The 19,622-nt window shown below is 67.7% G+C and carries 20 protein-coding genes; 11 read left to right on the plus strand and 9 right to left on the minus strand.

Annotated features, from left to right (window positions below; translation table 11 throughout):
• Positions 1–77 precede the first annotated feature (77 nt).
• The 3 genes from EL272_RS01550 to EL272_RS01560 all read right to left on the minus strand — a co-directional run bounded on the left by EL272_RS01550 (position 78) and on the right by EL272_RS01560 (position 2,928).
• Positions 78–497, minus strand: a complete 420-nt coding sequence (locus tag EL272_RS01550; RefSeq protein WP_014845449.1) for a hypothetical protein — start codon at positions 495–497, stop codon at positions 78–80.
• A gap of 305 nt (positions 498–802) precedes the next feature.
• Positions 803–2,245 (minus strand): sensor histidine kinase, encoded by a 1,443-nt coding sequence (locus EL272_RS01555; protein ID WP_014845450.1) that lies wholly within the window; start codon positions 2,243–2,245, stop codon positions 803–805.
• Complete coding sequence (locus EL272_RS01560) at positions 2,242–2,928, minus strand: response regulator transcription factor (RefSeq protein ID WP_014845451.1); 687 nt, start codon at positions 2,926–2,928, stop codon at positions 2,242–2,244. The genes EL272_RS01555 and EL272_RS01560 overlap by 4 nt, the downstream gene beginning before the upstream one ends.
• Before the next feature lie 131 nt (positions 2,929–3,059).
• Between EL272_RS01560 and EL272_RS01565 the strand changes: the two genes are divergently transcribed.
• Both EL272_RS01565 and argF read left to right on the plus strand, forming a co-directional pair.
• Positions 3,060–3,509 (plus strand): low molecular weight protein-tyrosine-phosphatase, encoded by a 450-nt coding sequence (locus EL272_RS01565; RefSeq protein ID WP_061787278.1) that lies wholly within the window; start codon positions 3,060–3,062, stop codon positions 3,507–3,509.
• Positions 3,510–3,610: 101 nt separating this feature from the next.
• The gene (gene argF / locus EL272_RS01570; protein WP_014845453.1) at positions 3,611–4,603 is read left to right on the plus strand and encodes an ornithine carbamoyltransferase; all 993 of its coding nucleotides are present in this window, start codon (positions 3,611–3,613) and stop codon (positions 4,601–4,603) included.
• A gap of 123 nt (positions 4,604–4,726) precedes the next feature.
• On the opposite strand, the gene EL272_RS01575 is transcribed toward argF, so the two are convergent.
• Positions 4,727–5,200: a YfbM family protein gene (locus tag EL272_RS01575; protein WP_014845454.1), complete on the minus strand. Its 474-nt coding sequence runs from the start codon at positions 5,198–5,200 to the stop codon at positions 4,727–4,729.
• A 201-nt stretch (positions 5,201–5,401) separates the two neighbouring features.
• On the opposite strand from EL272_RS01575, the gene pdhA reads away from it, so the two are divergent.
• From pdhA to EL272_RS01590, 3 genes are read left to right on the plus strand one after another with little or no spacing between them, the layout of a single operon-like run.
• Complete coding sequence (gene pdhA / locus EL272_RS01580) at positions 5,402–6,481, plus strand: pyruvate dehydrogenase (acetyl-transferring) E1 component subunit alpha (RefSeq protein WP_061787277.1); 1,080 nt, start codon at positions 5,402–5,404, stop codon at positions 6,479–6,481.
• A complete protein-coding gene (locus tag EL272_RS01585; protein ID WP_014845456.1) occupies positions 6,478–7,452 on the plus strand; it encodes an alpha-ketoacid dehydrogenase subunit beta in 975 nt (324 codons plus the stop codon). The genes pdhA and EL272_RS01585 overlap by 4 nt, the downstream gene beginning before the upstream one ends.
• Positions 7,453–7,471: 19 nt before the next feature.
• Complete coding sequence (locus EL272_RS01590; RefSeq protein ID WP_082793797.1) at positions 7,472–8,956, plus strand: dihydrolipoamide acetyltransferase family protein; 1,485 nt, start codon at positions 7,472–7,474, stop codon at positions 8,954–8,956.
• A 64-nt stretch (positions 8,957–9,020) separates the two neighbouring features.
• Here EL272_RS01590 and EL272_RS01595 read toward each other — a convergent pair whose 3' ends face one another.
• Entirely contained in the window at positions 9,021–9,770 is a 750-nt protein-coding gene (locus EL272_RS01595; protein ID WP_061787275.1) for a DUF4282 domain-containing protein, read from the minus strand.
• Positions 9,771–9,840: 70 nt separating this feature from the next.
• Between EL272_RS01595 and alr the strand changes: the two genes are divergently transcribed.
• Complete coding sequence (alr, locus tag EL272_RS01600) at positions 9,841–10,953, plus strand: alanine racemase (protein ID WP_061787468.1); 1,113 nt, start codon at positions 9,841–9,843, stop codon at positions 10,951–10,953.
• Between the two features lie 170 nt (positions 10,954–11,123).
• Here the strand turns inward: alr and EL272_RS01605 are convergent, their stop codons facing one another.
• Complete coding sequence (locus EL272_RS01605) at positions 11,124–11,849, minus strand: EcsC family protein (RefSeq protein ID WP_014845459.1); 726 nt, start codon at positions 11,847–11,849, stop codon at positions 11,124–11,126.
• Between the two features lie 117 nt (positions 11,850–11,966).
• Here EL272_RS01605 and aat point away from each other — a divergent pair, with 117 nt between their 5' ends.
• Positions 11,967–12,662 carry a leucyl/phenylalanyl-tRNA--protein transferase gene (gene aat / locus EL272_RS01610; RefSeq protein ID WP_014845460.1) on the plus strand — a complete coding sequence of 232 codons (696 nt, stop codon included), beginning with the start codon at positions 11,967–11,969 and terminating at the stop codon, positions 12,660–12,662.
• A 33-nt stretch (positions 12,663–12,695) separates the two neighbouring features.
• Positions 12,696–13,529, plus strand: coding sequence for a CPBP family intramembrane metalloprotease (locus EL272_RS01615; protein ID WP_014845461.1), 834 nt, complete (start codon positions 12,696–12,698; stop codon positions 13,527–13,529).
• On the opposite strand, the gene EL272_RS01620 is transcribed toward EL272_RS01615, so the two are convergent.
• Positions 13,526–14,146: a WXG100 family type VII secretion target gene (locus tag EL272_RS01620; protein WP_061787273.1), complete on the minus strand. Its 621-nt coding sequence runs from the start codon at positions 14,144–14,146 to the stop codon at positions 13,526–13,528. The genes EL272_RS01615 and EL272_RS01620 overlap by 4 nt on opposite strands.
• Positions 14,147–14,251: 105 nt before the next feature.
• Here EL272_RS01620 and pheA point away from each other — a divergent pair, with 105 nt between their 5' ends.
• From pheA to EL272_RS01635, 3 genes are all read left to right on the plus strand, one after another.
• Entirely contained in the window at positions 14,252–15,157 is a 906-nt protein-coding gene (gene pheA, locus EL272_RS01625; protein WP_041697023.1) for a prephenate dehydratase, read from the plus strand.
• 395 nt (positions 15,158–15,552) lie between these two features.
• Positions 15,553–16,824, plus strand: a complete 1,272-nt coding sequence (gene serS, locus EL272_RS01630; RefSeq protein WP_061787272.1) for a serine--tRNA ligase — start codon at positions 15,553–15,555, stop codon at positions 16,822–16,824.
• 98 nt (positions 16,825–16,922) lie between these two features.
• Positions 16,923–17,723 (plus strand): HAD family hydrolase, encoded by an 801-nt coding sequence (locus EL272_RS01635; RefSeq protein WP_061787271.1) that lies wholly within the window; start codon positions 16,923–16,925, stop codon positions 17,721–17,723.
• A gap of 39 nt (positions 17,724–17,762) precedes the next feature.
• Here the strand turns inward: EL272_RS01635 and EL272_RS01640 are convergent, their stop codons facing one another.
• Positions 17,763–18,311 (minus strand): WhiB family transcriptional regulator, encoded by a 549-nt coding sequence (locus tag EL272_RS01640; protein WP_014845467.1) that lies wholly within the window; start codon positions 18,309–18,311, stop codon positions 17,763–17,765.
• A 324-nt stretch (positions 18,312–18,635) separates the two neighbouring features.
• Positions 18,636–19,586, minus strand: a complete 951-nt coding sequence (locus tag EL272_RS01645) for a hypothetical protein (RefSeq protein ID WP_061787270.1) — start codon at positions 19,584–19,586, stop codon at positions 18,636–18,638.
• Between the last annotated feature and the right edge of the window lie 36 nt (positions 19,587–19,622).

Below are 19,622 nucleotides of genomic sequence, written 5' to 3' on the forward strand. Positions count from 1 at the left end.
CGGCGCCGCAAATCACATCGGTGTAGTTTTACCCCGGTTGTGGAAAACTCTGTGGGAAAAGCTGGTGGCGTCCTTGCTCACCAGAGATCGCGGTAGCTGAAGTCGCCGGTCGCGAGCCGGCGCCGCCGCTTCTTCTCATCCACGCGCATCGCCGCGAGAACCACCGTGGTGCCGACGACGAAAACCCCGACGGGAAGCCCGGGAAGGTCGAGCAGGAAGATCGTGAAGGGCAGGCTCAGGGCCACGGCCATGCCTGCGACCAGGAAACGGGACGGGGGAAGATGACTGCCGTGGCGTCTGCGGCCCCTGAACACCGCCACCACGGCGATCAGGGTCATGACCCCGACCGCGATCGGCCAGCACTGCTCCGTCACGCTCCACAACACCAGCCCGATCAGCACGGAGACGAGAACGTGTGTCCGCAGGGGGATGGGCGAGGAATCCGGGGCCGCGTGGAGCGTCGACGCGGCGTAATACGCTGCGGGTCTTGGGGACATCCCGACACCCTAGTAACCGGCATCGGGGTATTGTCCAGTCCCCGGAGACCGCGGAACCCGGGCATTGCGCGGAGCTGGGCGGCGTGTCGCCGTCGCCTGTCGGTCAATCGGATGACGCGACGGGTGAACCGAGGTGTATGGGAAATCCGTTCCGATTGTGAGGCGGCCGCTGTGTTCGCGAGAGACGGAGCGGGGCGGGGAGAGCCACCGGAATCACAGCCGTGTAGTTCTACCCAGGTTGTGGAAAAGTCTGTGGAACAAAACCTTTCTGGATGACTTGACTGGGTGGGGTGGGAGTGACGGGGTCAGGGGGACAGCGGCGACTCGGGGACGCTCAGGACCGGCAGCCGCATGGTGAACTTCGCCCCGGCCCCCTGCTGGTTCCCGGCCCGGACCGAGCCGCCGTGGGCCTCGACGGTGTGGGTGACGATCGCCAGGCCGAGACCGGTGCCGGGGGTGTTGCGTGCCCGGTCGGAGCGGTAGAACCGGTCGAAGATGTGCGGCAGGTCATCGTCGGCGATCCCCGGGCCCGAATCGACGATCGTCAGCACCCCGGCCGAGGTCAACTCCACCCAGATCTCGCCGTCGCTGGGAGAGAACTTCACCGCGTTGTCCAGCAGGTTCGTGATGGCGCGTTCCAGCGTGGAGGCATCGCCCAGGATCGGCACCGGCTCCAGGCGCGTGTGGAAGGTGATGTTCGGTCCGCGACGGGCCGCCCGGGCCAGCGCCGCCTCCACCACCTCCGACATGTCGAGCCGCTCCGGCTGGCGCTGGAGATGGTCGTCGCGGGTCAGCGCCACCAGGTCACCGACGAGGGCCGAGAACTCACCGAGCTGGGCGGAGACATCGTCGAGAATCTCGGAGCGGGCACCCTCCGGCAACATCCCGGACTTGTCGTCGGCCACCAGCAGCTCAATGTTGGTGCGCATCGACGTCAACGGGGTGCGCAGCTCGTGGCCGGCGTCGGCGATCAACTGTCGCTGCTGCTCCCGCGAAGTCTGGAGACTCTTCAACATCAGGTTGAAACTGCGCGTCAACTCACCCAGGTCGTCGCGTCCGTAGATGCGGATCGGGTTCAACTGGTCGGTCTGGGTGACGTTCTTCACCGCGGTGGAGAGACGACGCACCGGGGCCAGTGCGGTCTGCGCCATCCACAGGGCGGTGAGGGTGGTGGCCACGATACCGGCCAGCCCGGACAGCGCGATCACCAGCCACAGCGAGTTCAACGTCGTTCCCAGCGACGTCAGGGGACGTGCGTAGAGGATGGCGTAGCTCTGCACCTGGCCGGTGCGGTCCCTGGCCCGCACCGGAACCGAGACCAGGCGGTACTCCTGGCCGTCCGCCAGTTTCACGGAACGGGCCCGGTACCCCTGCTGCATGCGGGCGACGGCGATCTCCCCGGCGTCCGGGAACAACGCCAAGGACTGCTTGCCCGCCTGGGAGGTCTCACCCCGCGCGGTGGTGACGGCCAGCAACTCTTGGGACGTTCCGAGCCCCGGGCCGAGGTTGTCGAGATTCCTGATGTCGGAGTTGATGATCTCGGCGGTGGCGCGCGCGGCCGAAAGCATCTCGCGGTCCAGCTGGTCTCGCAGCGAGATTCGCGTGGACAGATAAGCGGTGGAACCGACCAGGAGCACGGCTGCGGCCACGGAAATCCCGGTCAGCGAGGCCAACCGGGAGCGGAGCGACTGGCCCGTGATGAGCCTCTCGACGCCCCGGCGGACCCGAATCCAGAACGAGCTGATCACGGGGCGGTTTCACGCAGCACGTAACCGACGCCGCGTACCGTGTGAATCAGGCGGGGCAGGCCGCCCGCCTCGGTCTTGCGGCGCAGGTAGCCGATGTAGACCTCGAGGGAATTGGCGGTGGCGGGGAACTCGAAACCCCACACCTCGTTGAGGAGGGTGTTGCGCTCCATCACACGGCGGGGATTTTCCATGAAGGCCTGGAGGAGGGCGAACTCGGTGCGGGTCAAGGAGATGTGCTGCCCCGCGCGGGTCACCTCGCGGTGCTGCGGATCCAGCGTCACATCCCCGAACACGAGCACCTTCGAATCGTTTTCCGGGGTCGGTTTCGAACGCCGGGTCAGGGCCCGCAGCCGCGCCAGCAGCTCGTCGAGGGCGAAGGGCTTGACCATGTAGTCGTCGGCGCCGGCGTCCAGGCCGTCCACCCGGTCGCCAACGGCGTCGCGGGCCGTGAGGATCAGAATGGGAACGTCGTTGCCCGACTGTCGCAGCATGCGGGTGGCCTCCAGGCCGTCGAGGCGGGGCATCATCACGTCCATGATCACCGCATCCGGGGTGTGCCCTGCCAGCTGCGCCAACGCCTCGACGCCGTCAGCCGCAGTCGTCACCTCGTCGCCGGAATACTTCAGGGACCGGGCCAGCGAGTCACGCACGGCCTGATCGTCGTCCACCACCAGGATCTGCATGGCACAAGCCTGCCATCAAAAACCCGAAACCCCGCGAACAACGCCGGTGCAGAGGGCAAACTACCCCGGGGAGGTACATCACGGTGCGCGGGAGGCGCCGCCAGCCCGCGAAGCCCTTATGGTTGCTGTCCATGGCGAAGGTCGTGTTTGTGTGCTGGGGCAACATCTGCCGCTCCCCGATGGCGGAGCGGGTGGCCCGCGGGATGGCCGCCGAGCGGGGGCTCGACGTGGAGGCCGACAGCGTCGGCATCTCGTCGGAGGAATCGGGCAATCCCATCGACCGGCGGGCCGCCGCAGTGCTCCGCGAGGCCGGGTACTCCACCGGCGGGCACCGGGCCCGGCGGGTCACCGCCGACGACCTCGCCTCGGCCGACCTCGTCGTCGTCGCCGAACGGTTCCACATCGGCAGGCTCGAACAGCTCTGCCCCGACGCCAACTACGCCCTCATCAACGACTTCAACCCCGCGATGCCGAAGGGACAGGACCTCGACGACCCCTGGTACGGTCCCGCCTCCGGGTTCCGCAGCACCCTGGCCGACATCGAGGCCGCCATGCCGGGAATCCTCGACGCTCTCGCCTGATCACCGCCGCTTGTTCACAAGCGATGCGCGAATCCGGACACCGGCGGTCGCGTTTGGATTGTCGCGATACCCTGAGGGCTTCCTCGCAGAAAGGCCCTGTGATGCTCAAAGGACGCAGCTTCACCAAGGAAACCGACCTCACCCCTGCCGAGTGGTTGGCCGTCCTGGACCTCGCCGCCCAGTTGAAGGCGGAGCGGCGGGAACGACGCGAGGTCAAGCGGCTGGTGGGCAAGAAGGTCGCCCTGCTGTTCGAGAAAACCTCCACCCGCACCAGCTGCTCCTTCGACGTCGCCATGACGGAGCAGGGCGGATACGCCACCCGCCTCGACACGGCCGGGTCGCAGTTCGTCCACAAGGAGTCGGCCGCCGACACGGCCCGCGTGCTCGGCCGCTGGTACGACGGCATCGAGTACCGCGGTTTCGCCCAGGAAACCCTCGAGACCATGGGCCGGCATGCCGGGATTCCCGTCTACAACGGCCTGACCGACTCCTGGCATCCCACCCAGATGCTCGCCGACCAGCTCACCATGCTGGAGCACTCCGGCAAGCCCCTGGAGGAGACGTCGTGGGCATTCGTCGGTGACGTGCGCAACAACATGGGCAACTCGAACCTGATCTCGGCCGCCATGGTCGGCGCCGACATCCGCCTGGTCGCGCCCAAGCAGCTCCAGACCACCGACGAGGTGCGCGCCCAGGCCGAGGCCATCGCCGCGGGAACGGGAGCCCGCATCACCATCACCGACGACATCGCGGAGGGCGTGGCGGGAGTCGACTTCCTCCACACCGACGTGTGGCTCTCGCTCGGAGAGCCGAAGGAACTGTGGGCCGAGCGCATTGAACTGCTGAAGCCCTACCAGGTCAATGCGGAGATGATGGCGGCCACCGGGAACCCGCGAGCCAAGTTCATGCACTGCCTGCCCGCTTTCCACGACCGCAACACCACCGTCGGGGAGGAGATCTACCAGGCCACCGGACTGGACGCGCTGGAGGTCACCGACGAGGTCTTCGAGTCGGAGGCGAGCATCGTCTTCGACCAGGCCGAGAACCGGATGCACACCATCAAGGCCATCCTGGTGGCCACCCTCGCCGACTGAGCCTCCCCTCTCCGGCCGGCTGCGCGCGGGTTCCCCGGTTGCGCAGCACTCAACCCGGTTTCGGGCGCGAAACGAGACGTTTTCCGCGTTGAGTGCTGCGCAACCGTGTTCTGCGGTTCCAATTCAGCCGTAGGTGGTGAAGATGACGTGGCGGCGTTCGGCCGCGGCTTCCAGGTAGAAGCTGCGCAGATCCGCCAGCGACTCCAGTGCGTAGCTCTCCTCCTCCGGGCCGTGTCCCGGGCCGCGCAGCTCCTCGGGCATGCCGGTGTAGGCGCGGTGGAAGTCGTCGTCACCGAAGGCCTCCAGCCACCGGGCGATCTCCTCCACCTCGTCCGGACTGGAGTGGGTGACCCAGATGTCGTCGTCCTCGTGGAGGGTGCGGGCCCCGCCGATGACGCCCCGGGCGGGCCATTCGTCGTCCTCACCGTCGGGGGCCAGGGCGTTGTGGATGGGTTCCCACGCCCTGTCGGTCTGGCAGGCGCGGTCGAAGAGCTGCTCGTCCTCCTCGAACTCCTCCAGGATGTCCGCCAGGTCCTCCTCGTTGTCCGTGAGACGGGAGACGTCAGCTGCGTCGAGGCGGAGGTGAAGTCCAAGCATGGAGGCAGCATAAGGGGCCATCCCGGGGTGAGAACAGAATCTTCCCTTGTGGATGTAATTTTCTGATGCGCAGGACGCCGCTCGGTTCCGGCGCCAGGTGGCCGAACCCCACAAATCTTTCCCCCCGACTTGTGGGGTTTCCGACCTTCGGATGAAACCTACGCCCCCGTAGGCTACGGTTGCGTAGGTTTAGGAGAGGTCATGAAAAACGACATGGTGCAGTTGCTGACCCCCGACGGGCAGCGCGTCGAGAACCCCGGGTTCTCCTTCGAGGGAACCGACGACGACCTGACCCAGTACCTGCGGGACATGGTGTTGGCCAGGCGGTTCGACACCGAGGCCACGGCCCTGCAGCGACACGGGGAACTCGGCCTGTGGCCGCCCGCCCTCGGACAGGAGGCCGCGCAGGTCGGCTCCGCCCACGCCCTCGGTGCCCGCGACGTCGTCTTCCCCACCTACCGGGAACACGCCGTCTTCCTCGCCCTCGGGCTGCCCTTCCAGCAGATCCTGGCCCTGTTCCGGGGCTGCGACGCCGGGGCCTGGGACCAGCTCGACCGGTTCCGCAACTACCAGATCATCATCGGCTCCCAGACCCTCCACGCCACCGGCTACGCCATGGGATTGCAGCTGGACGGCCTCGTCGGCAACGACGACGGCGACAACGCGGCCGTGATCGCCTACCACGGCGACGGGGCCAGCTCGCAGGGCGACGTCAACGAGGCCTACGTGTTCGCGGCCAGCTACAACGCCCCCGTCGTCTTCTTCTGCCAGAACAACCAGTGGGCGATCTCCGAACCCATCGCGTTGCAGTCGCGGATCCCGCTGTTCCAGCGTGCCCGGGGGTTCGGGTTCCCCGGGGTGCAGGTGGACGGCAACGACGTGCTGGCCGTCCACGCCGTCACCCGCTGGGCCCTGGAACGCGCCCACCAGGGCGAGGGCCCCACCTTCATCGAGGCGTTCACCTACCGGATGGGCGCCCACACCACCTCCGACGACCCCACCAAGTACCGCCTCGACGAGGAAACCGCCGAGTGGGCGGGCCGCGACCCCATCACCCGGTTGACCACCCACCTGAAACGGCAAGGGATCATCGACGACGCCTGGCTGGCCGCCCTCGACGCCGACGCCCGCGACTTCGGAGCCGAGATCCGCGCCGCCATCCCGAAGCTGACGGACCTGACCATGGATGAACTGTTCGACAACGTCTACGCCGAGAACACCGTCGCCCTCGAGGCGCAACGCCGCGAGTACGCCGAATGGGCGGCAGGGGAGCAGGCATGAGCACCATGACGATCGCCAAGGCCATCAACCTGGGCCTACGCCGCGCCCTCCAGGCCGACCCGAAGGTCCTGATCGCAGGCGAGGACGTCGGGAAACTCGGCGGCGTGTTCCGCATCACGGAAGGCCTCCAGGCGGAGTTCGGAACCAACCGGGTCATCGACTCGCCGCTGGCGGAGTCAGGAATCATCGGCACCGCCGTCGGACTGACGATGCGCGGCTACCGCGTGGTCGCCGAGATCCAGTTCGACGGTTTCGTCTTCCCCGCCTTCGACCAGCTCGTCACGCAGGTCGCGAAACTGCACGCCCGCACCGCCGGGCGCCAGCCGATGCCGATGGTGGTGCGCATCCCCTACGGCGGCGGCATCGGGGCCGTCGAGCACCACTCCGAATCCCCCGAGGCGTACTTCTGCCATACCCCCGGGTTGAAGGTGGTCACCCCTTCCAGCCCGCACGACGCCCACTGGATGATCCAACAGGCCGTCGCATCCCCGGATCCCGTGATCTTTCTCGAACCCAAACGCCGCTACCACGTCAAGGGGGAGGTGAACGTCGAGCAGCGCCCCGCCCCCATGCACCAGGCCGGGATCCTCCGGCAGGGAACCGACGCCACCCTCATCGCGTGGGGGCCGATGGTGCGCACCTGCCTGGACGCCGCCGCCGTCGCCGCCGAGGAGGGCACATCGGTGGAGGTCATCGACCTCAGATCCCTGGCGCCCATCGACTGGGTGAGCCTGGCCGCCTCGGTGCGCCGCACCCGCCGCGCCATCGTCGTCCACGAGGCGCCCCGCACTCTCGGGCTGGGCGCGGAGATCGCCGCCCGCCTCCACGAGGACCTGTTCTACGACATGGAATCCCCGGTGCTGCGCGTCACCGGCTACGACATCCCCTACCCGCCGTCGCGCCTGGAAGACGAGTTCCTGCCGTCGGCGGACCGCATCCTCGACGCCCTCGACCGTTCCCTGGCCTGGTGAGCCTGGGAGACAAGGAGTGATGATGAAACGCCAGTTCCTTCTTCCGGATCCCGGTGAGGGTCTCACCGAAGCCGAGATCGTCGCCTGGCGGGTCACCGTCGGGCAGGAAATCGAGGTCAACGACGTGCTCGTCGAGATCGAGACCGCCAAGTCGCTGGTGGAACTGCCCTCGCCCTATGCCGGGACCGTGACGTCGCTGCTGGTGGCGGAGGGGTTCACGGTGGAGGTCGGCACCGCCATCGTCGAGATCGAGGACGGCGTCGAGGGCGGCGGGGAGGAGCCCCCAACCCTCGTCGGCTACGGGCCTCGCGACGAAACCGCCAGGTCGCGGCGCCGCCGCAGGAACACCCCCGGCCGGGATGCGGAGGCCGCCCGTCAGGCGTTGGGGGAGAGCTACGCCTCCCGTGAGCCGTCGCGGCGTCCCGACGACGTGGATCCCGCGGGCCGGGTCGTCGCCGCTCCCGTCGGCGATCCGTTGCCGGAGACGGGTGATGCGCCCACCGAGTCGGTGCTGGTGCTGGCCTCCGATCCGCAGTCCGCCCGGGCCAAACCGCCGGTGCGCAAATATGCACGCGACCTCGGGGTCGATCTCGGGAAGGTCGCGGGAACCGGGCCGGAGGGCACCATCACCCGCGCCGACGTCGAGGCCGCGTGGATCTTCGAACGGTCCCGGGCGGCGGGGGAAGCAACCCGGGAGGAACCCGCGCAGGGCAGGGTCATCAACGACGCCGCCAGTTTCCAGGACCCGGGGCCGCGAAGCCACGGATTCGGATCGCCGCGCCGTCCGGAGGGTCGTGGGGAACGGCGCGTCCCCATCAAGGGGGTGCGCAAGGTCACCGCCGAGGCGATGGTGCGTTCCGTCAACACCCACGTCCACGTCACCGAGTGGCTGACCACCGACGTCACCGGCACGATGGAGTTCGTCGAGGCGCTCAGGGCGCGGCGGGAGTTCGCGGGGCTGCGTGTCTCGCCGCTGCTGATCCACGCGAAGGCGGTGTGTCTGGCGCTGGGTCGCAACCCCGACCTCAACACGTCCTGGGACGAGGAGAACCGCGAGATCGTCTACCACCGGGACGTGAACCTCGGTATCGCGGCCGCCACCCCGCGGGGACTGATGGTGCCCAACATCAAGGCCGCGCAGGACCTCAGCCTCCTGGAGCTGTGCCGGGCCCTCAACCAGCTCGTCGCCGTCTCACGTGACGGCAAACTCCAGCCCCCCGACTACGCGGGAGGCACCTTCACCATCACCAATGTCGGTGTCTTCGGGGTCGATGCGGGAACCCCCATCATCAACGGCGACGAATCGGCGATTCTGTGCATGGGGGCCATTCAGCGCCGCCCCTGGGTGGTGGGTGCCGGGACGGAGGAGAGGGTTGTGCCGCGCTGGGTCACCACCCTGACCGTTTCCTTCGATCACAGGATCATCGACGGGGAGCAGGGTTCCCGGTTCCTCCACGACGTCGCCGAGATCCTCGCAGAACCCGCCTTGGCGTTGCTGTTCTGATATTCCGGGAACGAGAAGGCCGGGCCCGCTGTGGGCCCGGCCTGATGGTTCGTGGGGGGAGGTGTCACTCCTGCTTGTCGTCGTTCTTCTTGACCAGGGCGGCCATTCCCTCCAGGAAGGCGCGGGACAGGATGATTCCCACGAAGGCCAGCGCCAGCGGAACGAACAGGGAGCGGAAGGCGGCCAAGACGTTGTATTGGCTGCTGGCACTGACGCCAGCGATGAGCTCGAAGAGAGCGAAGACCGCAAAGCAGATCGCGGTCACCAGGTAGATGATGCCGATGCCGTTCTTGAGCACGCTGCCTTTGAAACCGAAATCAAAGAGTGCTGCGAGACCCGAAGGGGCCTGCTGCTGTCCACCCCACTGCTGCGGGCCGCCGTAGGGGGCTGCCTGCTGCTGGTCGTTCCACTGCTGCTGCTGGGGCTGCGCCTGCTGGGCCGCACCCCAGGCCGCCTGCTGGTTCCAGTCCTGCATGTTCTGCTGGGCGGTGTTCTCCTGACCCGGGGTGCCCCATTCGGGGGCGGACGGGACGGACTGCTGGGGCTGGGCGTTCCAATCCTGCGCCGCGGTCACGGAGGTCTGTTCCTGCGCGGGCGCGTTCCAGTCCTGGGCTGCGGGCTGGATGGTTGTCTGATCCTGAGACGATGCCCCCCAATCCTGGGTGGGCTGTTGCGCAGGCGCGTTCCAATCCTGGGCGGGCTGTTGCGCAGGTGCGTTCCAATCCTGGGCCGACTGCGCGTTCCAATCCTGGGCGTTCGACTGCTGGGGCTGGGCGTTCCAATCCTGGGCGCCGGTCCACTGGTTGTTCGACATGGGGGCCATTCTGCCACTCGAAACCGACACCGCCACCCCGCGGTCTCGGCATGTGCGCCAGAATGAGGACATGTGCTCTTCCCAGTTCAACGTAGACCTGGCTGCCATCGACGCGAATCTTGCCCTGGCGAGTGAACGCAACCCAGGTCGCGCAGTCCTTCTTCCAGTAAAAGCCAACGCCTATGGGCACGGGATAGTTCCCGTCGCCCGGCACGTCGAATCCGTGGGCTCCGCCCAGTGGCTCGGCGTGGCCGAGGTGTCCGAGGCCGAGCAGCTCCGTGAGGGGGGCGTCGAGCTTCCCGCCCTGAAGTTCTCGCCCTGCTTCCCGGAGGAGCTGGGGCGCGCCATCGCGGCCCGGCTGACCATCTCCGTCGGTGATGTCGCGGGGGTGGAGGCGGCCCAGGAAGCCGCCGAACACGCCGGCGTCCGTCACCCCGTGCACCTGAAGGTCGACACCGGCATGCGGCGCGTCGGTGTCCAACCCGGTGAGGCCGTCGCCCTGGCCACACGGATCAAGAACAGTCCAAATCTGGTCCTCGAGGGCGTGTTCACCCACCTGCCGATCAGCGACTGCCCCGAGGGGGAGGAGTTCACCAGGGCCCAGCTGGCCCGGTTCCTTGCCGTCGTGGATGAGATCCGCGGCGCCGTCGGGGAGATCCCTTACGTCCACGCCGGGAACTCCGGGGCGGTGCTGGGTCATGACCTGACGGGCACCAACCTGATCCGCCCCGGGATCATCGCCTACGGCTACCGGGCCGACTCCACCACCACTTGGGAGGGTCTGAGTCCCGCCGCCACCTGGACGTCGCGGGTCTCGTTCCTCAAACGCGTCCCCGAGGGGGAGACCGTCGGTTACGGCCGCACCTGGACCGCCCCCTGCGACACGTGGATCGCCACCGTCCCCGTCGGCTACGGCGACGGCTACTCGAGGCTGTTCAGCAACCGCGGACGCATGCTGGTGGGCGGGCGTTCCTGCCCGATCGCGGGCCGGGTGTGCATGGACCAGACGATGATCGACCTCGGCCCCGGCGAACCGCAGGTCGCGGTGGGCGACGAGGTGGTACTGCTCGGCCGCCAGGGCGACGAGCAGATCACCATGGAGGAACTCGCCGACCTGATGGGCACCATCACCTACGAGGTGCCCTGCCTGATCGCCCCCAGGGTGCCGCGCCTCTACGTCTGAGACCTGCGAAGGAGAAACTGATTGAGCCGACCGGCTTGCTTGGTGAGCTGGTCGTGTCGGACCATCCTGAATCGAACTGGTTGAGCCGACCTGCGAGCGTCAGCGAGTGGGGCGTGTCGAAACCATGGTGACCGTGATCGGGGTCTGGTGGTCGGGTCTGTCGGAACGTCTCAGTCCTCCACGATGATCACGTAGCCCGTGGCCCGGGGGCGGCGGGAGACGAACTGCTCCTGGGCGTACTGGACGATGGAGCGCGTGGACCAGCCGTCCACGACCGCTCCGACTCCGCCGCCGACCAGCGGAACCTTCTTGGCCAGGAACACCCCCAGGCGCTTGCCGCCGACTTGGTTCATCGAGTGCTCCAGGAGCGCCCGGGAGACGCGGGAGTCGAGCTGCGGGTCGAAGGCCGGGGCGGTGGCGACGGCGGCCGCGGAACTGGGCAGGTCCCCCGAGGCGATGAGCGCCGCCGACCCGCGCGGGCCGAGCATGACCATGAGGATCGCGGTGCGGACCCGGGGGTCGTTCAATTCGTAGCCGCGCAGGTGTGCGATGGCGGCTACGGCACGCGCCTGGACGAAAGCGGCCGCGGCCATGTTCGCGGGGATGGTCACCAGCGACAGCAGGAAGCCGCCCCAGTTCGTCGCGAATCCCTGGCCGCCGGCCAACGCGATGTGCTGGTTCGACAACCAGCGGATGGCGTCCTCCTGGTCGTTGCGCTGCCTGAGCTGGTTGTTCGCGATGGTGCGGGCTCCCTGGAGTTTTCCGCGACCCGTGATGGCGAGGTCCAGGAGCCGGTGGAAGGCATCTGATGTCAGGCCCTCGGCCGTAGCTACCACTTTGTTGTTGGCGTCGTTGGCGTCACTCATCTTCCCACCGTCCTTCTGCCAGGCCCGCATTATGTCATTGTGAGAGGTTTTGTTGTGTATACCAAGCAAAATCTTTACCACGATCGATAAAACCAGCAACCGGCACCCGATGACGGGGGAACCCGTGACCCTGCAAGACTGGGTGCCGTGCTCGACAACGTCTTCGGTTCACCCGATGCCTGGCCGGACTCCGACCTGATCGGGTACAGCGACGAATTCGACCCCGCTCTGGCGCTGGTGGCCTACCGCTGCGGGGTGTTCCCCATGCCGGTGGAGCAGTGGATGGGGTGGTGGTCGCCGCTGAGGCGCGCCGTGCTGCTTCCCGGCGGGCTGCGCATCACCAGGTCGCTGCGCAAGACCGCCGCCCGCTACACCACCACCGTCGACCGCGCCTTCCCCGACGTGTTGGCCGCCTGCGCCGACCCGAAACGCCCCGACGGCTGGATCGACGACCGCATCGCCTTCGCCTACACCGCCCTCAACCAGGCCGGATACGCGCACAGCGTCGAAACCTGGGACTCCGACGGCAGGCTGGTCGGGGGGCTCTACGGGGTGCACCAGGCCGGGATGTTCGCGGGGGAGTCCATGTTCCATCACCCCGAACTCGGCCGCGACGCCTCCAAGGTGGCGCTACTGAGACTGGTCGCGGAACTCGCCCGGGCCCGCATCGACCTGCTCGACGTGCAGTGGCTCACCCCGCACCTGGCCAGCCTTGGGGTGGTGGAACTGTCTCGCCGTGACTACCTGGCGCGGCTGGGCGTCGCCCTCGAGGGGGAGCACCGCAACACCTGGTCGAACGCCGAGCGCTGGAACTCCCGCCGGCTGCTGGCGGCCCACGTCTGAACCACTGGTCCCCGCGGCGGGCACACTTTTCGCATGGTGATTGATGCGAGGCCCCGAGGATCGCTGTGGGGGCCGTTGCTGATTCTGTCGTCGTTCACGCTTCCGCTCGCAGGATTCGGGTTCTGGCTGCAGGTCAGCGGATACGACTCCCGTTGGTACGACACCGGGAAGTCGATTCTCGGGGCGATCGGCTTGGTGGTGCTGTGGTGGCTGCTGCGGCGCGAGGGCACGACCCTTCGGGGTTGCGTGGGACGGTTCAGGGCCAAGGACCTGGGGTGGGCATTGGTGGTGGGGCTCGGAATGTCCGCCATCTCCCTCGGGACCTGGCTGATCGCGGCTGATTGGCTCAGGAGAAAAACACCGGCCCCGGACAGCGAGTTCTATCCCTTCTCCACCGAGTTCATGATCAGGGCCCTGGTGGAACCGGTCTGGATCACGTTCATGGTCAATCTGCTGTTCCTCGGTTATGCCCTGCCCCGGCTGCGCGCACGGTTCGGCCCGGTGTGGGCGACGGTGATCGTCGCCTTCTGCTCCGGGCTGGTGCAGATGGGATACAACCTCCAGGGCCCGGTGACGATGATGATCTCGATGCTTCTCGGATTCCTGTTGGTGATTCCCCCGGCCCTGGTCACGCTGGCGACGGGGAGCACCTGGCCGGGTTTCCTCGGATACCTGTTCATGGTTCAACTGAGGCAACTCGAAGAAGTGCTCCTCGCCCTTCTGCTCCTTGCCTACATGCCGGTGTTCTGGCTTCCGCTGATCCTGGTGGCCCTGGCGGTCTGCTGCTGGTGCGGGGCGAAGACCCAGGGGCGAGGTGCCGGTCCCCGGCCCGGTGCACCCGGGGGTGACCTTGGGGGTGTGTCCTAGCTGGCGGCCGGGGTGGTGGGGAACCAGACCCCCGATCCGTGGGCGCGGGTCATGGCCTCCGGGAGGCCCGCCACGATGTCCTGCTGGCGGCGGTTCGACTCGTCCCACGAGGTCTGTGCCGTGGTCCAGGCGTGCCGGGCGGCGTCGTCCCAGTGCGCCATCGAACTCGACAGTTCGCTGCGTAGCACCGCCAGGAGGGTGTTCAGTTCGGCGTTGGCGTCGGCCAGGCCCGCGATGCCTTCGGGAAGCGACGCCGGGTATCCGTGCTGGGGGGTTTCGGGACGCGCCCGGCGGGCCTGCGGTTGCGGGTCGTGGGTTTGGGGGTGCGCCCGGCGGGCCTGCGGGTGTGCGCGGCGCGCGGGAGGGGTGGGCACCTCCGCCTGGCCGGTGAGGCTGGCGTGCACCATGTCGAGGCCCTGCTTCACCCGTTCGAACTCGGAGTCGAACTGGCTGTAGTCGTGCTGGAACGTGTTGAACTCGCTCGCTCCCCAGCGGGATGCGAGCGCGGGAAGCTGTTTCTGCAGCCGGATCTGGAGGTCGTGGATCTGCTGGTGCTTCGTCTCGACCTGCCCAGCGGCCTGCGCCATCACGGGGTTGTCCGCGCGTTTGGGGGCCATGGTGTTCTCTTCCGGTCGGGTGCTTTCGAAAAACCCTATGCCCGGGTGGGGTCACCGCGGGGAAGGTCGTGGTCACGGCAAGTTGCGCGGCGCTACCCTGTGCGGGTGCTCGGATATTTCGGACCCGCGGGGACGTTCACCCATCAGGCCCTGCTCACCATCGACGACTCCGGTGGCGTTCCCTTCGCCAGCGTCGGAGAGGCTCTGGACGCGGTCAGGCAGGGGCATGTCGACGGCGTCGTGGTGCCGATCGAGAACTCCGTAGAGGGCGGGGTTTCCGCCACCCTGGACAAGCTCGTCGACGGCGATCCCCTGGTGGTCACTGCCGAGGTGGTGATTCCCGTCGAGTTCGGGATCTATGTGCGCCCCGGCACCACCCTCGACGACGTCACCTCGGTGCTCACCCACGGACACGCGGCCGCTCAGTGCCGCGACTGGCTGGCCACGATGATCCCCGACGCGCAGGTGACGGAGGCCGGTTCCACGGCGGGCGCGGCCAAGGAGGTCGCGGATCCGGCCTCCCGCTACGACGCCGCCATCTGCGCGCGGGTCGCGGGCCGGCTCTACGGGCTCGAGGAGCTGGCCCACTCCATCGAGGACAATCCGGGTGCGGTGACCCGGTTCGTCGTGGTTTCCCGCCCGGGACGGGTACCGGAACGCACCGGCGCGGACAAGACCACCCTGGTGGCCTACATGCACCAGGACCACCCGGGCGCCCTGCTGGAGATCCTGCAGCAGTTCGCGGTGCGCGGGGTGAACCTGTGCCGCATCGAGTCGCGTCCCACCAAGACCATCCTCGGCAGCTACTGCTTCGCCATCGACGCGGAGGGCCACCTCGACGACCGCCGCCTCGCCGAGGCCCTCCTCGGGCTGCGGCGGATCTGCCGCGACGTGATCTTCCTCGGCTCCTATCCGCGCGCCGACGCCCAACCGGCCGATGTGCGCCGGGGCTTCGACGACGAGGCGTTCGAGGAGGCATCCGAGTGGCTGCGGTCGCTCGGCGCGGACTGAGGGACGCGGGGGACAAGAACCGGATGAGCCGACTCGCGACGAGGCCTTCCCCGAAGCTGGTTGAGCCAGCTCGTGAGCGCTAGCGAACGGCTGTGTCGAAACCATCCGGCGGCTGGACGGCGGACCTGACCGCGGCTCCTCGGACGCGCATGGGCGGTTTCGACACGGGCTGCTCCCTCGTCGCGGCCCGGCTCAACCGGCTTCGCTCCCGGCCACCCAACGCCAGCCCAATCGTCGTCCGCCAGCTTTCCCGACGGGAACGCCTGCCTTCTCGTCGAACGCCAGCGCTGTAGCGCAAGCACACGACCACAAGGCAAGCGCTCCCCGGGAAGGACAGGGCCGGGAATCGTGGTCCTGCGACCGGTTGCGCACGGCATCCGCGTAGAGTTCACCCCATGATCGATCCCAAGCTGCTGCGCACCGACCCCGACCTCGTCCGGCGTTCACAGGAGGCCCGCGGGGACTCCGTCGAACTCGTCGACGAACTGGTCTCGGCCGATGAGGCGCGCCGCTCGGGGATCGCGACCCACGACAGGCTGCGTGCCGAGCAGAAGGAACTCGGCAGGCTCATCCCCAAGGCGCAGGGCGACGAGAAGACCGAGCTGCTGGCCCGCACCAAACAGCTCGCCGCCGACGTGAAGGCCGCGCAGGAGCAGTCGGAGGCCGCCGGGGAACGTTTCAACGAGCTGATCATGCAGCTCGGAAACATCGTCATCGACGGTGTGCCGCGCGGCGGTGAGGACGACGGCCTCGTGATCGAGACCGTCGGTGTCCCCCGCGACTTCGCCGCCGAGGGTTTCGAACCCAAGGACCACCTGGAGCTCGGTGAGGCGCTGGGCGCCATCGACATGGAACGCGGCACGAAGATCTCCGGGTCGCGGTTCTACGTGCTCACCGGCATTGGCGCGCGCCTGGAGTTCGCGTTGCTGAACCTGGCCATGACCAAGGCCGTCGAGTGGGGATTCACCGCCATGATCCCCCCGGCGCTGGTGAAACCCGAGGCGATGGCCGGCACCGGTTTCCTCGGTCAGGCCGCCAAGGACGTCTACCATCTCTCCACCGACGACCTCTACCTCGTCGGCACCTCCGAGGTGGCCCTGGCGGCTTTCCACAGCGACGAAATCCTCGACGCCGATTCCCTGCCACGCCGCTACGCCGCGTTCAGCCCCTGCTTCCGCCGCGAGGCCGGTTCCTACGGCAAGGACACCCGAGGCATTTTCCGCGTCCACTGGTTCGACAAGGTCGAGATGTTCATCCACTGCCTGCCCGAGGACGCCGAGGACTGGCACCAGCGACTCCTCGGTTTCGAGAAGGAGTTCCTCCAGGCGCTGGAGATTCCCTTCCAGGTCCTCGACGTCGCATCCGGGGATCTCGGCCTCAGCGCCGCCCGCAAGTACGACTGCTACGCCTGGTTGCCCACCCAGCAGCGCTACCGCGAGGTGACCTCCACCTCCAACTGCACCCAGTTCCAGGCCCGCCGCCTCGGGATCCGGTACCGCACCGAGAAGGGCACCGAGCACGTCGCCACCCTCAACGGCACACTGTGCGCCATGACCCGGATCATCATCATGCTGCTCGAGAACCACCAGCAGGCCGACGGATCGGTGCGCGTCCCCGAGGCGCTGCGCCCCCACCTCGGCGGCCTCGAGGTGCTCACGGCGGGCTGATCCCCACCCGACCGACGGTCCCCACCCACCCGGCAAACGATTCCGGGGGGTGCCTTGTGCGGGCCCGGTCGGCGAGCCCACGAACCCAGGAGAAACTAATGACTTTCAAACCTGCGCTGGTCGCCCTCGACATCGACGGCACCATCGTCAGCGTCGACGGCGACCTTCCCGACGAGGTGCGCGACGCGGTGCGGCGTGTCGTCGCAGCCGGGGTGCCGGTGGTACTCACGACGGGTCGGGCATGGGCCGGGACACAGATAATCTTCGACGCCCTCGGCCTGCCGCCCGGCCCGTCGGTGTGCGCGAACGGAGCGATGATCGTGAACTACCCGCCCGTCGAGGTGGTCCACGAGATTCGGTTCGATCCCGCCGACTCCATCAAGCGGGCGGCCAGGCTGGCGCCGAACGCGGCCATCGCCGTCACCGACGGCATGCTGTGGCGGGTCTCGAAACCCTTCCCCGACGGGGAACTGAACGGCGAGTTCGTCGTGGAGAGCGTCGAGGAACTGGCCTCGCGCCCGGTTTCCCGCATCGTGGTTCACGACCCGGAAACCGACGATGACGTGTTCAACGAGATGGTCGAGGCCCTGGGGCTGCGGGAGGTTTCGTACTACATGGGTTGGTCGTCGTGGGTGGACATCGTCCCCAAGGACGTCGACAAGGCCCGGGGTCTGGAGCGGGTGTGTGGGCAGCTCGGTGTCGCCGCCGCCGACGTGCTGGTCCTCGGCGACGGCTACAACGACATCGAGATGATCCGGTGGGCCGGGCGGGGGGTTGCCATGGGTGACGCCCCCCACGGCGTGAGGGCCGCGGCGGATCACGTCACCGGCGACTTCGGCTCCGGAGGGGCCGTCCAGGAGCTGGAACGCTGGTTCCCCGCGGAAATAAAGGCTGGTTGAGGCGGGAGTCCCGCCCCAACCAGCCCTTGGAAAGGGGTCTCAGGCCACCGAGGAGGCCGGGCTCAGCACCTCGGCGGCGGCTTTCATCACCTCGCGTTTGCCAGGCTTGTTCTTCTGGCTGATGGACTTGACAACCCCGCCTTGGTTCTCGGCGCGCCTGAGGTGACGTTTCACCGTTGAGACGGAGCAGCCGACGCGAGCAGCTATGGCGGACAGCGGCTGGGTGGGGTTGGCCTGCCGCAGCCGGTGGATCTCCGCGTGGTCGAAATTGCGACCCGAGGAGACCCCGGCGAAGCTGTCCAGGTCTTCGGGCTCGACGGTGACTCCGAGGCGGGCGCGGATTTCCCTGCGCTGGGGTTCGGTGGTGCCGGCCACGAAACCCGCGACGTCGTGGAAGACGACGGCGTTGGTGAGGCACTGGGCGCGCAGGGGGCAGTCCCCGCAGAGTTTCGCGGCGTGGGCCACGAGCGCTGCCTGGGTGCGGACTTCGGCGGCGGTCTCGACGCTGTTCTCGTCCTCCAGGAGGGGATTCTGGAAGAGCGAGGCGAACTTGACGCAAGGGGTGGCGTTGTCGAGCGCGATGGTCACGGTGTGGGTCCTCCTTGCCCCTGGCGTTGGGGCTTCGCAATACCTGCTACACCAGATTGGCGGATCCCAACGAAACTGATAAGCGTTTTTGGTAGGGAGGACTACCCGATTTGCCTGGGTATCCGACTTGCTCGCCTCTGAGTATCCGTACTCAGACAAGTTTGCGCGGTAAATCCGCTTTGACTAGGCATTCTGTGAAAATGCTGTCATACTTTCGGTCGAAATGCCCAGTCAGGGGCGAGGCCCCGGAACGCGCTCAGGTCCGGGAGTGAACCGCCGGGGTGGTATGGGTACTCAGGGATCCCCCAGCGGGTGAGCGGGTGCTCACCAGATCCAGCGGACCCCGTAGCCCCAGCCGGGCTGCATGTTCCTGAAGTCGGCGACGGCCCTCTTGTCCATCACCTCGATGGGATGACCGGAAGCGGTGGGGGACATCAACTGGGCGGACCAGGCGCGGTCGATGCGCTCGACGAGGCTTGGGATGCGCGCCTCGAAGTGCAACTCGATCCTCGCGGCGTGCATGGACGTGAGGGGGGCGAACCCGAAGACCGGTTCCAGGCAGTCGTGGTCGGGCAGGCGCACGGACACCGAGAAGGTGTGGGACTCCCCGACGTTCAGGCAGCGGGGGAGCCGCAGCTGGACGGTCCGCGAGCCGCCGGTATCCTGAACCCCCGCCAGCCTGCACCCCTCGAGGGCGTAGTACCTCAGCTCGGGGTCGCGCAGCAGGGGCAGGAACAGGTGCTCGTTGAGGGCGTTGAAACCGTCGCGGAGGGCCATCACCGTGCGGTCCATCAGGATGGTGGGAGAGTCGTCGCGAAGATCCAGCCGGCAGTGGGTTCTCGTCGTGACGAAGTCGATGTTTTCCAGCGCGGGGGCGTGGTCGCCGGCGAGCAGCAGGTGGGTGATCTCGTGGGCGGCCTTCTCGATGTGGCGGTACAGGGTGCGGCGCCCCATCTTCAAAACGGCGGCGGACCGATTCACCCGCTCCCCGGGGGAGCCGGTGATGTCCTTGGAGAACCCGGCGGAGAACAGGAACGCGCTCCGGGTGCCCTCCTCCAGGCACGCCGCGCAGGACAGCAACGCCTTTGACACATGGTGCCTGGCGAAAGGGGAGTCCGGTTCGAGTTTCAACACCTTCAACAGGGGTTCGGGCAGGCGGAGGTCGGGGCTCTGGATTCCGTCGGAGCGCAGTTTCTTGATGGCATCGAACAGCTCCTCGGATGCCGTCTCCCGACAATTCGGGGAGGCGGCCTCGGTTTTCCGTGAGCCGTCCATGGCGAGATACTAGCTTTGGTCATCTGACTTCTGAAC

It is taken from the genome of Arachnia propionica, assembly GCF_900637725.1.
GTDB classification, from domain to species: domain Bacteria; phylum Actinomycetota; class Actinomycetes; order Propionibacteriales; family Propionibacteriaceae; genus Arachnia; species Arachnia propionica.

What these genes read in the sequence shown, in the direction of transcription:
- EL272_RS01550 (WP_014845449.1), bottom strand. Translation starts at nt 497, where the DNA reads ATGTCCCCAAGACCCGCAGCGTATTACGCCGCGTCGACGCTCCACGCG.
- EL272_RS01560 (WP_014845451.1), bottom strand. Translation starts at nt 2,928, where the DNA reads ATGCAGATCCTGGTGGTGGACGACGATCAGGCCGTGCGTGACTCGCTG.
- EL272_RS01565 (WP_061787278.1), top strand. Translation starts at nt 3,060, where the DNA reads ATGGCGAAGGTCGTGTTTGTGTGCTGGGGCAACATCTGCCGCTCCCCG.
- argF (WP_014845453.1), top strand. Translation starts at nt 3,611, where the DNA reads ATGCTCAAAGGACGCAGCTTCACCAAGGAAACCGACCTCACCCCTGCC.
- EL272_RS01575 (WP_014845454.1), bottom strand. Translation starts at nt 5,200, where the DNA reads ATGCTTGGACTTCACCTCCGCCTCGACGCAGCTGACGTCTCCCGTCTC.
- pdhA (WP_061787277.1), top strand. Translation starts at nt 5,402, where the DNA reads ATGAAAAACGACATGGTGCAGTTGCTGACCCCCGACGGGCAGCGCGTC.
- EL272_RS01585 (WP_014845456.1), top strand. Translation starts at nt 6,478, where the DNA reads ATGAGCACCATGACGATCGCCAAGGCCATCAACCTGGGCCTACGCCGC.
- EL272_RS01590 (WP_082793797.1), top strand. Translation starts at nt 7,472, where the DNA reads ATGATGAAACGCCAGTTCCTTCTTCCGGATCCCGGTGAGGGTCTCACC.
- EL272_RS01595 (WP_061787275.1), bottom strand. Translation starts at nt 9,770, where the DNA reads ATGTCGAACAACCAGTGGACCGGCGCCCAGGATTGGAACGCCCAGCCC.
- alr (WP_061787468.1), top strand. Translation starts at nt 9,841, where the DNA reads ATGTGCTCTTCCCAGTTCAACGTAGACCTGGCTGCCATCGACGCGAAT.
- EL272_RS01605 (WP_014845459.1), bottom strand. Translation starts at nt 11,849, where the DNA reads ATGCGGGCCTGGCAGAAGGACGGTGGGAAGATGAGTGACGCCAACGAC.
- EL272_RS01615 (WP_014845461.1), top strand. Translation starts at nt 12,696, where the DNA reads ATGGTGATTGATGCGAGGCCCCGAGGATCGCTGTGGGGGCCGTTGCTG.
- EL272_RS01620 (WP_061787273.1), bottom strand. Translation starts at nt 14,146, where the DNA reads ATGGCCCCCAAACGCGCGGACAACCCCGTGATGGCGCAGGCCGCTGGG.
- serS (WP_061787272.1), top strand. Translation starts at nt 15,553, where the DNA reads ATGATCGATCCCAAGCTGCTGCGCACCGACCCCGACCTCGTCCGGCGT.
- EL272_RS01635 (WP_061787271.1), top strand. Translation starts at nt 16,923, where the DNA reads ATGACTTTCAAACCTGCGCTGGTCGCCCTCGACATCGACGGCACCATC.
- EL272_RS01645 (WP_061787270.1), bottom strand. Translation starts at nt 19,586, where the DNA reads ATGGACGGCTCACGGAAAACCGAGGCCGCCTCCCCGAATTGTCGGGAG.